At 45.0% G+C, this 15,533-nt stretch carries 15 protein-coding genes; 8 read left to right on the forward strand and 7 right to left on the reverse strand.

The features are described 5' to 3' along the window. Positions 1-53: 53 nt before the first annotated feature. A complete protein-coding gene (locus Q9R24_RS07800; RefSeq protein WP_005245609.1) occupies positions 54-755 on the reverse strand; it encodes a TetR family transcriptional regulator in 702 nt (233 codons plus the stop codon). 210 nt (positions 756-965) lie between these two features. Between Q9R24_RS07800 and rph the strand changes: the two genes are divergently transcribed. Both rph and Q9R24_RS07810 read left to right on the forward strand, forming a co-directional pair. Continuing rightward, a complete protein-coding gene (rph, locus tag Q9R24_RS07805; RefSeq protein WP_004281238.1) occupies positions 966-1,682 on the forward strand; it encodes a ribonuclease PH in 717 nt (238 codons plus the stop codon). A 182-nt stretch (positions 1,683-1,864) separates the two neighbouring features. Beyond that, positions 1,865-2,062: a hypothetical protein gene (locus Q9R24_RS07810; RefSeq protein WP_004281239.1), complete on the forward strand. Its 198-nt coding sequence runs from the start codon at positions 1,865-1,867 to the stop codon at positions 2,060-2,062. 100 nt (positions 2,063-2,162) lie between these two features. Here the strand turns inward: Q9R24_RS07810 and nadC are convergent, their stop codons facing one another. Then, positions 2,163-3,008 (reverse strand): carboxylating nicotinate-nucleotide diphosphorylase, encoded by an 846-nt coding sequence (gene nadC, locus Q9R24_RS07815; protein WP_005245612.1) that lies wholly within the window; start codon positions 3,006-3,008, stop codon positions 2,163-2,165. Between the two features lie 182 nt (positions 3,009-3,190). Between nadC and ampD the strand changes: the two genes are divergently transcribed. Further along, positions 3,191-3,781, forward strand: coding sequence for a 1,6-anhydro-N-acetylmuramyl-L-alanine amidase AmpD (gene ampD / locus Q9R24_RS07820; protein WP_004281241.1), 591 nt, complete (start codon positions 3,191-3,193; stop codon positions 3,779-3,781). A 60-nt stretch (positions 3,782-3,841) separates the two neighbouring features. Further along, positions 3,842-5,392, forward strand: coding sequence for a murein biosynthesis integral membrane protein MurJ (gene murJ, locus Q9R24_RS07825; protein ID WP_311203983.1), 1,551 nt, complete (start codon positions 3,842-3,844; stop codon positions 5,390-5,392). A 125-nt stretch (positions 5,393-5,517) separates the two neighbouring features. Here the strand turns inward: murJ and Q9R24_RS07830 are convergent, their stop codons facing one another. Continuing rightward, on the reverse strand, positions 5,518-5,676 hold the full coding sequence (locus Q9R24_RS07830) for a DUF1328 domain-containing protein (RefSeq protein WP_004647174.1): 159 nt from the start codon (positions 5,674-5,676) through the stop codon (positions 5,518-5,520). 192 nt (positions 5,677-5,868) lie between these two features. Between Q9R24_RS07830 and Q9R24_RS07835 the strand changes: the two genes are divergently transcribed. Next, positions 5,869-6,321, forward strand: a complete 453-nt coding sequence (locus Q9R24_RS07835) for a YcgN family cysteine cluster protein (RefSeq protein ID WP_180087179.1) — start codon at positions 5,869-5,871, stop codon at positions 6,319-6,321. Between the two features lie 19 nt (positions 6,322-6,340). Here the strand turns inward: Q9R24_RS07835 and Q9R24_RS07840 are convergent, their stop codons facing one another. Next, complete coding sequence (locus Q9R24_RS07840; protein ID WP_311203984.1) at positions 6,341-8,479, reverse strand: EAL domain-containing protein; 2,139 nt, start codon at positions 8,477-8,479, stop codon at positions 6,341-6,343. A 263-nt stretch (positions 8,480-8,742) separates the two neighbouring features. Here Q9R24_RS07840 and Q9R24_RS07845 point away from each other — a divergent pair, with 263 nt between their 5' ends. Then, the gene (locus tag Q9R24_RS07845) at positions 8,743-10,017 is read left to right on the forward strand and encodes a replication-associated recombination protein A (protein WP_005094922.1); all 1,275 of its coding nucleotides are present in this window, start codon (positions 8,743-8,745) and stop codon (positions 10,015-10,017) included. A gap of 301 nt (positions 10,018-10,318) precedes the next feature. On the opposite strand, the gene purC is transcribed toward Q9R24_RS07845, so the two are convergent. Genes purC through dapA form a run of 3 tightly spaced genes read right to left on the reverse strand, consistent with a single transcriptional unit; the run spans position 10,319 to position 12,594 of the window. Then, positions 10,319-11,038, reverse strand: coding sequence for a phosphoribosylaminoimidazolesuccinocarboxamide synthase (gene purC / locus Q9R24_RS07850; RefSeq protein WP_180087176.1), 720 nt, complete (start codon positions 11,036-11,038; stop codon positions 10,319-10,321). 36 nt (positions 11,039-11,074) lie between these two features. After that, positions 11,075-11,680, reverse strand: a complete 606-nt coding sequence (locus Q9R24_RS07855; RefSeq protein ID WP_004281248.1) for a hypothetical protein — start codon at positions 11,678-11,680, stop codon at positions 11,075-11,077. A 14-nt stretch (positions 11,681-11,694) separates the two neighbouring features. Next, a complete protein-coding gene (gene dapA, locus Q9R24_RS07860; RefSeq protein WP_311203985.1) occupies positions 11,695-12,594 on the reverse strand; it encodes a 4-hydroxy-tetrahydrodipicolinate synthase in 900 nt (299 codons plus the stop codon). Between the two features lie 724 nt (positions 12,595-13,318). Between dapA and mhpT the strand changes: the two genes are divergently transcribed. Together mhpT and pncA are read left to right on the forward strand one after the other, a co-directional pair. Beyond that, positions 13,319-14,524 carry a 3-(3-hydroxy-phenyl)propionate transporter MhpT gene (gene mhpT / locus Q9R24_RS07865; protein WP_311203986.1) on the forward strand — a complete coding sequence of 402 codons (1,206 nt, stop codon included), beginning with the start codon at positions 13,319-13,321 and terminating at the stop codon, positions 14,522-14,524. Positions 14,525-14,832: 308 nt separating this feature from the next. After that, positions 14,833-15,462 (forward strand): bifunctional nicotinamidase/pyrazinamidase, encoded by a 630-nt coding sequence (gene pncA, locus Q9R24_RS07870; protein WP_005105311.1) that lies wholly within the window; start codon positions 14,833-14,835, stop codon positions 15,460-15,462. Positions 15,463-15,533: the final 71 nt, after the last annotated feature.

Genomic DNA, 15,533 nt, shown 5'->3' on the forward strand with positions numbered 1-15,533 from the left:
TCTGAACTGACGATCAGTAAAAAAAACCTGCATCATGATGCAGGTTTTTTTATTTAGGCAGGGGGAATGACCGCTTCATTGAGCACAGGGCTTGCGGTTTCAACTGTTTTGGCAGGTCGCCGGTACCAGTGCAAAATGCCACGTAGCAAGAGCTGCATCTGTAGCACGCTTTGGGTTTTAAAGGCATTGGATTGAGCGCGGCGCAGCTCTGGATCAACCTGATGCTGCAGATGAATCCAGCCCATGGCCCAGTTCAGGGACAGTTCAATCAGCATCTGTGCCAGAGCCTGCAAGTCCTGTGATGCCTGAATATGTCGGGTAGATTGCATCTTGGCCAGTTCATGCATGACATCTTCAGCCAGAAAATGAATTTCCCGTTCAATGCCGACACGTAACACGTCCGAACCGCCCCAACGTTCTGCCACAAAAAAAATCCAGGGTTCAGGATGATATTCGACGGCCTGAAAGAAGAGCTCAAGCCCGGTGTGGGTTCGGGTATTCGGCTGATACAAATAAGCCTGTCCCAGCTGATTGAGTACGCCCTTGATATGAATCGCAACCTGATCCAGCAATTCCAGACCCAACTGGTTCATATCCTGAAAATGCCGATAGAATGCCGTCGGCACCAGTCCGACTGCATTCGCAACTTCACGTAGGCTGATCGTGCTGAAAGCGCGGCCCTGACTGCTGAATGCCAGTGTCGCATCGAGTAACGCCTGATGACTTTGCTGCTTGCGATCTTCACGTAAGGACATAAATGGGTTTCCTATCACCGGCTTCCCTTATAGAGAGTTTTAGTCTAGCAAAAATTAAATTAAATCGTAGTGCCACAGATCGGCAGAATTTCGACAACTCGTAGCGAGCTGATGCATTGATTTTGTAAATGAATCGCCCGGCTGCCTAATCTTGGCAAAGGCTTCTGCTATACTGAGCCGCAATTATTTTGAACCCATACAGGACTTATTATGCGTATCGACCAACGAGCATTAGATCAATTACGTGAAGTGAAAATTACCCGTAACTATACACGTTATGCGGAAGGCTCTGTATTGGTTGAATTTGGTCATACCAAAGTACTGTGCACTGCCAGTGTGGATAGTTCTGTACCGCGTTTCCTCAAAGGTCAGGGCCAGGGCTGGGTAACGGCTGAATATGGCATGTTGCCACGTTCAACTCATACCCGTAGTGACCGTGAAGCGGCACGTGGCAAACAGAGTGGCCGTACTCAGGAAATTCAGCGTCTGATTGGTCGTAGCTTGCGCTCAATGGTCGATCTGAAAAAGCTGGGTGAAAATACCATTACTATCGACTGTGACGTGATTCAGGCTGATGGCGGTACCCGTACTGCAGCGATTACGGGTGCTGCGGTGGCTTTGGTCGATGCCATGAACGTCTTGCTGGAAAGAAAGAAAATCAAACATGATCCATTAAAAGGTTTGGTGGCTGCAGTTTCTGTGGGTATTTTTAAAGATGAAGTATTACTGGATCTTTGCTATGAAGAAGATTCAAACTGTCAAACCGATTTGAACGTGGTGATGACTCAGGCTGGTGAATTTATTGAAATTCAAGGTACTGCTGAAGACAAACCATTTACCCGTGCACAATCGAATGCCATGCTGGAAATGGCCGAGAAAGGCATTCAGGAACTGGTGAAAAAACAGCAAGAAGCTCTAGGCTGGTAATCCATCCCATGTTAATAAACGCATCTCTGGATGCGTTTTTTTATGCCTGAAATTTCACTCTGCACCTGTATTCAAAAACTACATTACAAAACTTCCTGACAAAAAGTCGACATGAATCGGCTATATCTGAACCGGTTTTGCATCGATATTGGATCAGATGAGAACACAATGAGGAATGCGACATGAAACAGTGGCTTTGTGCAATTTCATTGCTGGGCGTGTTTGGATTAACTGCCTGTGACTGGGGCAATAATCGTGAAGATGACGAGCGTTCAGTGTTAAATCAGGATCGTGATGAGGATAACGGAAGATATAACGACCGTGATGGTGACGATGATGACCGCGATCGCCGAGGTAATCGGGATGACGATGATGATTAAGGTCTAAAATAGAAAATTGAGCAAAATATACGCAAAAAAAATTTCTAAAAATAAAAAAAGGGTGCTTCGCACCCTCTACGGTCATCTATCCCATCTAGGCTTAAGCATTGAAACGCATCGACAGATCAATGGCTTTGAGATCTTTGGTCAGCACGCCCATGGAAATATAATCTACTCCGGTACTCGCGACTTCACGTAAATTATCAATGGTGATATTACCTGAGGCTTCCAGTTTGCAGCGACCGGCCACATGTTGCACCGCGTCGATCATCTGCTGCTGACTGAAATTATCCAGCATCACAATATCAGCATGGGCTTCGAGTGCCTGATTCAGCTCATCCCAGGTTTCGACTTCAACTTCGACAGGCTTACCCGGTGCAATTTGATGGGCCTTGGCAATCGCCTGCGCAATGCCACCCGCTGCCATAATATGATTTTCTTTAATCAAGAAGGCATCAAACAGGCCCAAACGGTGATTCTGGCCACCGCCAATGGCCACGGCATATTTTTGTGCGATACGCAGACCCGGAAGCGTTTTACGAGTATCTAATAATTTGGTGTTTAAACCTTGCAGCTCTTTGACATAGTGGGCGGTTTTAGTCGCAACCGCAGACAGCGTCTGGACAAAGTTTAGCGCAGGGCGCTCCACGGTGAGTAGGCTACGTGCAGATCCGGCCAGTTTTAAAAAGGCTTGATTGGCTTGAACGTGATCACCATCATTTTTCAGCCAGGTCACTTCAATACTGGGATCATAGGCCTGAATCAAGGCATTTACCCAAGGCTGGCCGGCTAAAACCATGTCTTCACGGCTAATGATGGTGGCAGTGGCCTGTTCATCTTCAGGAGTCAGCAGGGCGGTAATATCACCGTCACCGATATCTTCAGAAAGTGCCTGTTGAATATTGATCTGAATGGACTGGTCTAGCAAAGCTTGAGATATGCGCATGAGTATTTCCGTATCTTTTTTAAGCCGTGAAAATTGCGCCTTATCTTAGCACCGTTACATAAAAGATGAGCGATTTTTCATCCAGTTTGCCGGGATGAATTGAGATTTGTCCTTGAAAGTTTTAGCATGAAGCCGGCTGCAATGCTGATCTTGCAGATTTTATTTTTGGGGAGAACGGTTTTATGCAACAGGCAGCTGAGTTTCAGGTCAAGGACGGGCAACTAATCGGTGCACGTCAAATCCCGTCTCCCAATTTTAATCAGCGGCCAGAACAGACCGAGATTCAATTGCTGGTGATTCATAATATCAGCCTGCCACCTTCCCAGTTTGGCGGCGGTTATATTGAACAGTTTTTTCAGAACCAGCTGGATTGGTCAGTACATCCCTATTTTCAAACCATTGAAGGGATGCAGGTGTCGACCCATCTGCTAATTTTAAGAACGGGAGAAGTACTGCAATTTGTTAATTTCAATGACCGTGCCTGGCATGCCGGCCGCTCGACCTATTTGGGCAAAAAAGAATGTAATGATTATTCGATCGGGATCGAGCTGGAAGGCAGTGACGATTTGCCTTTTGCAACCGCACAGTATGAAGCCCTGGTCAAAGTGGCTGCCTGTTTGCAAGATTATTATCCTAAAATTCAGCAGCATATTGCCGGACATTCGGATATTGCACCGGGCCGCAAGACCGATCCGGGACCATATTTTAACTGGGCTGATTTTCGTACACAGCTACAGCATTATAAAAACACCTCAAGCTCGCTTGAGCGATGAAATTAAGCAATGAACTTCTGATAAAAGTTTCATTACAATAGCCACAAATTTATACATTAGGTGAATAGGATGGCGCTTTGGCGTTCGACCGTCATTGTCAGTGCGATGACCATGTTGTCACGCGTACTGGGATTGGTTCGAGATATTGTTTTACTGAATGTCTTTGGTGCTGGTAAGGACTTCGATACTTTCGTCGTCGCATTTCGTATCCCCAATTTTTTCAGGCGTTTATTTGCCGAAGGCGCATTTTCACAGGCGTTTATTCCGGTACTGACCGAATATAAGACCAGTCGCACGCATACTGAAGTCCAGATCCTGATCAGCCGGGTATTTGGCTGTCTGGCCACGGTCATGACCACGTTGACCATGGTCGCGATCATTGCTGCGCCATTGATCATGTATATCTATGCGCCCGGTTTTCATAGCGATCCTGAAAAATTCGCTCTGGCGACCGACATGTTCCGCCTGACCATTCCTTATTTGTTGTTCATGTCACTGACGGCTTTTGCCAGCAGTATTCTGAACAGTTATGGCTCTTTTAGTACCCCGGCTTTTGCACCAGTCTTGCTGAATGTGGCGATGATTGCCGGGGCGCTCTGGCTTACGCCGTATATGGCCGAGCCGATTATGGCGCTGGGCTGGGCAGTGATCATTGCCGGTATTTTACAGCTGGCGATCCAGATTCCTGAATTGTGGCGTAAAAACCTGCTGATTCCACCGAAAATTGATTTCAAGCATGAAGGCGTAGATCGCATCATGAAGTTGATGCTGCCGGCATTATTTGGTGTATCTGTCACGCAAATTAATCTATTGTTAAATACCATTTGGGCTTCATTCATGCAGGATGGTTCGGTATCCTGGCTGTATAGTGCCGAGCGTATGACCGAATTGCCGCTGGGTCTGATCGGTGTTGCAATTGGTACCGTGATTTTGCCGTCCTTATCGGCACGGCATACTGAGCAAAATCCGGAAAAATTCCGTGGCATGATGGACTGGGCAGCCAAAGTTATTGTGATGGCAGGCCTACCCGCCAGTATTGCACTGTTTATGCTGTCGACCCCGATCATTCAGGCCCTGTTTGAACGTGGCCAGTTCACCTTTGAAGATACCCAGATGACGGCTTTGGCGCTGCAATGTATGAGCGGTGGTGTGATTGCCTTTATGTTGATTAAAGTCTTTGCGCCCGGGTTTTATGCAAAGCAGGATACCAGAACCCCGGTGCGTGTCGGTCTGATGGCTGTGGCCGCCAATGCGATTCTGAACGTGATCTTTATCGGCTTGTTCAAGCTGATTGACTGGGAAGCGGAGCATATGGCCCTTGCGCTGGCCTCGACAGGTTCAGCGATGGTCAATGCTGGTCTGCTTTATTATTATCTGCATAAGCGTGATATTTTCCGTTTTGGGGCGCACTGGAAAAAAATCTTCCTGCAATTCATGTTTGCCAATGTGATGATGATGGCAGCTCTGGCCTATGCCCTGAGTTGGTATAACGCAGATGTATCACAATGGATGCGTGTGGTAGAAGTATTGATCTTATGTGTTATCGGTGTGGTAGCGTATGTTGCAGCCTTGCTGGTGGCAGGTTTTAGACCACGTCATTTAAAGCCTTAAGTTCATCTTAAAAGAAGTATTTTTGATCAAAACAGATCATTAAAATACCCATAAAAAAACAAGAGCCAGAAGGCTCTTGTTTTTTTTGAAAGCTAACACTTGCTTTGAAAAGGTCTAGCGTAAATCTAGACCTTGCCGCGCGAAAGAAAACCAACGATCGCAAGAATCACCGCAATTACCAACAAGATAATCGCAAAATCCTTAGACAAGCCTGCGACGCCACCGAAACCAAGTAGACTCGCAATTAATGCAATAACAGCAAAAATAATAGCCCAGCGAAACATATATATTCTCCATGTGTTTTTATTTTCAAATTTAGTATAGAAATAAACGATTCCAGCAACTGTTAGTGTTGTGTTGATGAACTGTCTCTGATTTAACAATAGTTTACGTGATAACAATAAAAATTTGAGACAGTAGGTCTGCAGGGTTCTGGCTGTTATAATCAGCTGATTTTTGAATATTCCGGCCCGATCATGAGCGATACTTTACGTCCCGAATTCTGGAAAAACTATTCACTTGCTGAACTGACGCAAGTCGAGTGGGAGGCCTTGTGTGATGGTTGTGGGTTGTGTTGTCTGATTAAACTGGAAGATGAAGATACTCAGGAAGTCGCCTATACCAAAGTGGCATGTAAGCTGCTGGATTGTAGCACTGCACGTTGCTCCAATTATCCAGATCGCTTGCAGTATGTGCCTGATTGTATTCAGCTCACGCCAGAGAAGCTGGAAACGATTCACTGGTTGCCTTCGAGTTGTGCCTATCGCCGGGTAGAGCAGGGTAAAAGCCTGCCATCTTGGCATTATCTGATTAGCGGTTCACGGGAAAGTGTGATTCAGGCACGCAAGTCGGCAGCAGGGCGCTGCCTGAGTGAAGCCGATATTCATGAAGATGACATCGAAGACTATATCGTACGCTGGGTGCGTTAAATCTGCCTGAGTGATTCGTTTATTGATCTGCTGGATGGAGTAGGGCCTGGGCCGAAGCACCGGCCATCGGACGATAGAAATAAAATCCCTGTCCAATCTGACAGTCACAATGGATCAGGGTGTCCAGCTGTTCTGTATTCTCGATCCCTTCCACTAGAATATCCAGTGCAATACTAGAGCCAATCTGGGTAATGGCTTTGACAATGGCCAAGGCGGACGGGTCACTGTTCATGCGTTCTACAAAGTTGCGGTCAATCTTGATGCAATCGACCGGATAGTCTTGCAAGCGGGTCAGCGAAGAATGTCCAGTGCCAAAGTCATCTAGTGAAATCTGGATTCCGGCCTGTTTCAGCAGGTTCAGGGCGCGAACCACATAATTAGCACCATGTTCGGATAGGCTCTGCTCGGTAATTTCTAGTTCAACTTTATGTGCGGGAATATCAAAGTTGGACAGGCGTGCCAACAGTTTTTCGGCATAGTCATCGCGCAGGAATTCGACCGGTGCAGCATTGATGGAAATCGGTAACAGATCCAGACCTTGCGCCTGCCAGCGACTCATATCTGCAAAGACTTTCAGTTGCATGGTCTCACTGATGCGTGAGGCCAGCTCATAGTCCTGAAAGGCAGCAAAAATTTCGGAAGGTAACTGAATGTTCTGATTCTGATCTTGCCAGCGTAATAGTGCTTCGAAACCAATCACTGCACCATCAGAAAGACGTACTTTAGGTTGGTAATAGGGAATGATCTGATCGGCGAGAATAATTTTGCGTGCCAGAGTCAGCTGCTTGGTCATATTTTCCAGTGAACCGCACATTTCCTGATTGAACATGCGGATGCCACCACGACCACTATTTTTCAGGTCGTTTAAGGCGATATCAGCACATTTCAGCAAATTAGAAGTATTTAAGGCATCACGTGGATAGATGGCACAGCCAATACTCATGGCACTGCTGATGCTATTGCCGACATAATTGATGGGCTGATCCAGCTGGGCATAGGCCATTTGCGCCGTTGCCAGCAGCTGTTCTTCACTTTCCAGATTTTTCACCAGCACAGCAAATTCATCGCCACCCAAACGGGCGATGATGGTATTCGGACCGAAACAGGTCTGGAAGCGTTTGCCTAAGACATGTAGCAGATGATCACCAGCAATATGGCCCAAGGTGTCATTGATATGCCGGAAATAGTCCAGATCGATCAGCAGTAAACCCGCTATGGTCTGTTGTTGTTTGGCCTTTAACAGTACCTGTTTAAAGGTTTTATAGAAGGTACTGCGATTATACAGGCCGGTGAGTTCATCCCGTTTAATCACTTCTTTTAAACGTGTTTCTGCAATTTTTTGCTGACTAATATTGCGTGATACACAGAGAATATTTTGGGTAATATTGTGCTGATCCAGAATCGGGGTGAGCAGATGATCCCAATATTGGATTGGTTGATCTTTAATCTGAACTTTGCTGGAGAAACGGCTGTTTAAGCCTTGGGCTGCCTGTTTCAGAGCACGTTGCCCGGATTTTCGGGCTTCAGGGGTTAAGCGATTTAACCAGCACAATGAACGGTCTTGATTTTGTCCTGCGGTCTCACTTACTTGTGCCAGACAGCCAGACTGGTTGCTATGTCGAATCTCGCCTTCAGGGCTGATAATGTTAATGCAGTCTGCGCTGGCATCCAGCATGTTTTCCTGGGTTGAAACAATCTGAGAAAGTTGCTGCTGGATTTCAAAATAATCATGCACATCGGTCAGGGAAACTGCCCATTGCAGCAAATGTTCAGGTTCATGATGAAATTTTACGGCTAGGGTACACATGCGATAATGGGTATCACTGCGTTTAATCCGGCACTGGGTTTCAAAATTCTGATGCTGATCCAGCGCAGCATGCCACTGCGCTAAAAATAGCTGCAAGTCCTCGGTATGAATAAAACTCTGCCATTGCAGATGACCCTGTTCATTCAGGTTCACGCCAAGATAATCAGTCAAGGCATCGTTAAAATATTGCAGATGTTTTTTGTTGCTGACCCACAAGGGTTGCGGTAAGGCATCGATCAGATTTTTTAACAAAACCGATTCAGACAAGTGAACGTGGGGTGCAATCAGTGATGATGACGTCAGTGGCTTAGACCGACTCACAGCTCCCTGTTCAAATTTATCATGCTTCATGCATTCACCACTACAACCCAAAAGTGCCCAAGGGGCGAGATAAGTTTCTTTTAATTAGAATAAACAATATGAAAATTACACTGTAATTAATTCACAATTAATCATGTTCAAATTATTCGCTTTTATAGAGATTAATTCATTCAGAATTAAAAAAATAGAGGATATCTCCATAAATTAATTTTTTATGCTTGATGTTTGTATTCTTGGAATCAAAACTGCTGGTGTTAGAATGAGATCAGAATTTAGTTTGAGCCAATAATAATATGTCAGATAGTCATATCCCGCTTCCAGAACGCTTACGGCCACGCGACCTTACACAGATTATCGGGCAGGAACATTTGCTGGGAGAACATGCGCCCTTACGTCAGATGATTGATCAGGGGCATCTGCCTTCGATCATTTTCTGGGGACCTCCCGGAGTCGGAAAAACTACCATTGCCTTACTGCTGGCTCAAGCGGTAGACCGGCCTTTTATCAGCCTGTCTGCCCTGAATACCGGCGTGAAAGAACTGCGTGAAATCATTGCCGAAGGTGGTGATTTGCTGACGCCAGTGGTATTTATTGATGAAATTCACCGTTTTAATAAATCCCAGCAGGACGCGCTGTTAAATGCGGTCGAGAAAGGGAAAATTACCTTAATTGGCGCCACCACCGAAAACCCGTCTTTTGAAGTGAATAGTGCCTTATTATCACGTTGTCAGGTGTATAGCCTGAATGTATTGAGTGCTGAATCGATTCAGACCTTGTTGATGCAAGCCTTACAAAATGACTCTTTCTTGCAGGAAAGACATATCCTGATTGAAGAATTTGATGCCCTGATCCAGTTCGCGGCAGGAGATGCCCGCAAGGCGCTAAATTTACTGGATCTGATTGCCAGTACCTTTGAAGCAGATATGGAAAATATCATCACTAATGCGGTAGTGGTGAAAGTCGCACAGCAGAATATCGCCCGTTATGACAAGTCCGGTGAGCAGCACTATGATCTGGTGTCGGCCTTCATCAAGTCGATTCGCGGCAGTGATCCGGATGCAGCCTTGTACTGGATGGCACGCATGCTCAAAGGCGGCGAAGATCCGGTGTTTATTGCACGGCGCATGTTGATTGCCGCATCCGAAGATATCGGCAACTCGAATCCGAATGCTTTGCTGTTGGCAGGGGAATGTTTCCGTTCGGTGCAGGCCGTGGGAATGCCAGAATGCCGGATTATTTTGGGGCAATGTGCAGTTTATCTGGCGACCAGTGCTAAAAGTAACAGTACCTATCTGGCGATTAACAAGGCGATGGAACTCGCAGATAAAACTTCAAATTTGCCAGTGCCTTTGCATTTAAGAAATGCGCCAACCAAGCTGATGAAAGAGCAGGGCTATGGCGTGGATTATCTGTATCCGCATAATTATCCTGAGCATTTTGTGCTACAGGAATATATGCCGCCAGAACTGAAAGATACCAAACTGTATGAATCAGCACGTAATAAACGTGAAGTTGAAGGGGAGCGTTTACAGCAACGCCGTTGGCAACAGCAACAACAGCAGCAATAAACTGAGTATCTCAACCGATTGAACAGAATAAAAAAAGCCCAATTCAAGGTGAATTGGGCTGAAAGTAGGATGTTTTTTGAGGGAGATAACATCCTAGAGGGTAGAGGAGAAATCTGGTCGGCAAATATGGAGTGAAGTGCATCGACTCACTGATTTGCCTAGTATGAGATAATATTAATGCATGTGGTTTTTGATGTAAAAACGATCATTTTAATAATAAAAATTTATTTTTCCGATTAAAAGCCGAAAATAAAAAACCGAGCTAAAAAGCTCGGTTTTTTCGAATCTGCGCATTTACAGATTAGATGTTGTCCAGGTCGATACCTAAACGGTCAGCCACTTCTTCATAGGCTTCAACCACGCCGCCTAAACCTTGACGGAAACGGTCTTTATCCAGTTTTTTCTTGGTGTCTTTGTCCCATAGACGGCAACCGTCTGGAGAGAATTCATCACCCAGTACGATACGGTCGTGGAACACGCCGAATTCAAGTTTAAAATCGACCAGAATCATATTCCCTGCGTCAAACAATGCTTTAAGCACGTCGTTCACTTGGTAAGTCAATTCTTTCATTTTCGCCAATTGTTCAGCAGTTGCCCAACCTAAAGCAATGGCTTGTGACTCATTGACCATTGGATCACCAAGCGCATCATCTTTAAAGAACAATTCAAATGTTGGAGGAGTCAGTTCCTTGCCTTCTTCCACACCCAGGCGGCGGCATAAAGAACCTGCTGCATAGTTACGGATCACACATTCAACCGGGATCATATCCAGTTTTTTTACCAGCACTTCATTTGGAGTCAATAGCTTTTCAAAGTGGGTCTCAATTCCCGCTTCTGCCAGTTTTTCCATAATGAAGGCGTTAAAACGGTTGTTCACCTTGCCTTTACGATCTAGTTGCTCAATTTTTTCGCCATTGAATGCTGAGGCATCATCGCGAAAGACTAAAATCAGATGGTCTGAACTGTCTGTGGTGTAGACAGATTTCGCTTTACCAGTATAGAGCAAGGTTTGTTTTAACATGAGGGAACCTTTTACAAAAAAAATGCCTAGAAATGTCTAGGCTGGCCAATTTTGGTAAATCTGGTTGAGCAGTTCTGCAGCTTTTTCACGGTCGGCAAAACTGTTATCGGCATTGAACACAGCGAGGTTATTACTTGAACCGACAGAAGATAATCTTAATACATAGATCTGCTGATCAACCTTAATCGTGACTTCATAACGATTTTTGCTCTGCGCAACGATGCTATGATTCAGACTGCTGAGGGTGGCAAGTGTATATTGCCAAATTGTAGCAGAATTTCCCTCAATTTTAAGCAGCGGATTAAGATTTCCGTCAGTGACCAACTGTGGTCGACCCACCGTATTGGTTTCGGTTAGATCAGCTGTATTTGAGTTTTCAGTCTGGGCTTGTGGGCGTGGCAAGGCAAAACGGTTGCCACGCTGGTTTTCAAGCTTCGGTGCATGTTCAATTGCAAGCGGATCAACTGTTGGAGCAGGATACAATGGCGTTGCAGGACGAACCATGGCGCCTTCAGGATATTGTAAAGCTTCCAGGGTAGTAGTCTCTTTATAGTCTAAAGTGCCGTTATTAAAGGCCATTGAACTACAACCTGCCAAACTGAATACTGAAAGTGTAAGGCTAAGTCCTAAACGTAATTGCATAATCTTGTGCTCTTTTATTTGATAACGCCCGCTTCGACCAGTGCTTCATGAAGCGGAGCGCGATATTGTTCTGCAAGTGGTGTTAATGGAAGGCGAATACCCGTACCAATTAAGCCCATGTCATGGAGTGCCCATTTCACAGGAATTGGGTTCGATTCGCAAAATAAAATATTGTGTAAATTTGCAACCTGAGCATTTAGCTGTTCAGCTGTGGCTGCATCACCGGCAATCGCAGCTGCACACACTTCGCTCATGGCTTTCGGAGCCACGTTCGCCGTGACCGAGATATTACCTTTGGCGCCATGACCGATCAGTTGATACGCAGTTGCATCATCACCCGAATAAACAATCATATCTTTACCGACAAGGCCTTGCAGCAGTTCAGCACCGCGCGGTACATCGCCAGTCGCATCTTTAATACCGATAATTTGTGGAATATCCGCCAGACGAATCACGGTTTCATTGGCCATATCTACACCGGTACGGCCTGGAACATTATAAAGAATTTGAGGAAGATCAACAGCTTCAGCAATCGCTTTATAATGTTGGTATAAGCCTTCCTGAGTCGGTTTATTGTAATATGGCGTTACCAGTAAAGCGGCATCTGCCCCCAGCTCTTTGGCTTCGCGGGTCAGTTCGATCGCTTCACGGGTCGAGTTTGCACCTGTGCCGGCAATAATAGGAATACGTTTGTTGGCCACACGAATGATTTCTTTGATCACCTGGGTGTGTTCACTCATACTGAGAGTAGAGGCTTCGCCTGTTGTTCCAACGGCGACAATACTGTTGGTGCCCTCTGCAATGTGCCATTCAACCAGCTTCTCGAGACCCTTCCAATCTACGCTGCCATCTTCAAACATAGGGGTGACGATTGCGACTATGGAACCTTGAATGGTCTGTGCTTGCTGAGTCATTTTAAAAAACTATCCTATTTGTCCATCCGAAAGGAATGAGAAAACATAAATTGGGATGGATTTGTATTTTGATTTATAGCAAATTCAATAGATTTGCATTGAATTGAATATTGCTTATGCAAATTATGACTGATCAAACGCATAAGAACAATATGCTTTAGTAAAAGCTACTGAATTCTTTATACAAAGCCTTTTGGAAACAATCAAGTAATAAATAAGATGATTTATAAAGCAAAATCCTGAGACCAAAGTTATGTCTCCAGTCTAGACAATGGAGGAGATTACCCCAAATGAAGCCAATAATGATAAGGCTTGTGCAAAAAGATCAGCTGAAAACTGCCATTTTTATGCCTTTTAATTTTGGATTAATAGTTATATTGGATAAATTGAGACCTCGTACATCTTGATCGCACTCTCGCACCAAAACAAATAAAGCCAAAAACGACTAAGACTAATCTTTTTTAAATATCAATAAATTGAGAATTTTTTTTCTTATCGGTTAATTTTTTAACTTGATGTATAAGCCTTAAAGTCTAAGTCTTGAACTTTATGGTGTTCTGATTAAGTGTTTTTGCGACTTTATCTGGTCTTATCCTATTTTTATCTGCCTCTACTCCTTTGGGAATATCCAAGCAAAACGTTCAACTTATTGATAGTTATTTCTGCAATCAGGCTCATAGATGATGGCTGTCTTTTGTAACGCTGATTGAACAAGGATAATCCAATGGAAAAATCAGACAATAAGCATGCTATCGTCACGGTCGCGATCTGTTTTCTGATTGCGGTGATTGAAGGCTTAGATATTCAGGCAGCCGGAATTGCTGCTGCAGGTATTCGTGAGCATTTTGGTCTCGATAGTTCCCAGTTGGGTGTGTTTTTTAGTGCAGGGATTCTGGGTTTATTACCGGGTGCACTGGTTGGTGGGCGATTTGCGGACCGTATTGGCCGTAAGAAAGTCTTAATCTGGTCGACAGCAGTGTTTGCTGTATTTACCTTATGTACGGTTTGGGTCAATAGCTTTAACAGCTTGCTGGCAGTGCGTTTCCTGGCTGGAGCAGGGCTAGGTGGCGCGATGCCGATTCTGATCACACTCGCCTCTGAAGCTGTCTCTCCACAAAATCGTGGTCGTGCAGTCGGCTTGATGTACTGCGGCATGCCAGTCGGTGCAGCGATTTTGTCTTTGATTGCTGCGACGGAATTTGGTGCCAACTGGAAAAATGTTTTCTATCTCGGTGGTCTGTTACCGATTTTTGCCATTCCGCTAATGATGCTATTTTTGCCTGAATCGAAGGAATACCTGAAAGCACAGAACAAAACGGCAGCAGAACTTGCTGTTGCACCGCAGGGTTCATTCAAGGACCTGTTTAATTCGCACAACCTGTTGCGTACGCTGTGTATCTGGGTGAGCTACTTCTTTACCTTGATGGTGGTTTACATCATGTTGAGCTGGCTGCCATCATTGTTTATGGAACTTGGCTTCACACGTAAGGATGGTTCAACCGCACAGTTCTACTTCATGGTTACAGCGACGATTGGTACGATTATTTTGGGTATGCTGACCGACCGCTGGAAGAAAGCCTATGTGATCCTGTTGATGTACGGTGGTATTTTGGCAGGTCTACTGGCGCTGAATGGGGCAAGCTCGCTGAACCAGATGTATATGGCAGCCGCATTGGCCGGTGCCTTCGTGATTGGCTGTCAGGGCGTACTGTATGCCTTCGGTAGTATCGTGTATCCGACTGAAGTGCGTGGTACTGGTGTTGGTGTTGCGTCTGCAGTTGGCCGTATCGGTGCCATGCTGGGTCCAGTCATTGCCGGTCAGTTATTGACAGCAGGTTTTGGTGCTGCGGGAGTCATTAGCGCTGCGATCCCATGTATCATCATCTCTGCATTATGTATGCTGTTCCTGGTGAACCGCACTAAAGTGTAATGTTCCAGGGTTTTAAAAAGCCTGCTTTTGCAGGCTTTTTTATTTTCAGAATTTAAGAATTAAATATACTGTTTTCTAATTAGAAAGGCTCATCACTTTATATCTTAAAACTTATTTTTTGTAGAGATCTAGCTTGATACAAGCCCGGAACTCATCTCATATTTGTCAAAAACAATGAATCTATTGATCTGCTCATATACACATGCCGAGAATACACAGTCATGCCATTTTTAACCGTAGAGCTAAAAATCCTGAGGTATTTTGCGCTATGCTTGGGCATAAATCGAGATTTCAATGGATGAAAACAGATGCAGAATAATGTTGCTTTACTGGTCGTAGACGTACAAAGAGGATTTACCCCGGGAGGCAATCTGGCTGTAGCCAATGCTGACCAGATTATTCCAAATATTAATCTATTGGGGCAGCATTTTAAGCATATTATCCTGACCCAAGACTGGCATCCGGACAACCATATTTCTTTTGCAGACAACCACCCCGGCAAAGTAGCCTATGACAGCATTCAGCTGGATTATGGCACTCAGGTCTTATGGCCAAAGCATTGTGTGCAAGGGACACGCGATGCCGAACTGCATCCGGATTTAAATTTACCGCAAGCACAACTCATCATTCGCAAGGGTTTTCATTCCCAGATCGACAGTTACTCGGCCTTTATGGAAGCTGACCAGAAAACCCCGACGGGTCTTGCTGGCTATCTGCGTGAACGTGGGATTGATACCGTATTTGTGGTCGGGATTGCTACGGACTTTTGTGTGGCCTGGACTGCAATCGATGCTTGCAAACTGGGCTTTAAAACCTATGTGATTGCCGATGCCACCAAGGGCATTGACCTGAATGGTTCCTTGCAACATGCCTGGCAGGATATGCTGTCGCATGGCGTGAAACGTATCTATGTGAAAGATATTGTTCAAGCAGCTTAACACTGGATAGGGATAGAACTTAATATCCCTTTGATCTTATTTATATTTGAATATAAAAATTCAGGCATCAA

Origin of the sequence: Acinetobacter sp. RRD8 (genome assembly GCF_031844225.1) — a bacterium.
Classification (GTDB): domain Bacteria; phylum Pseudomonadota; class Gammaproteobacteria; order Pseudomonadales; family Moraxellaceae; genus Acinetobacter.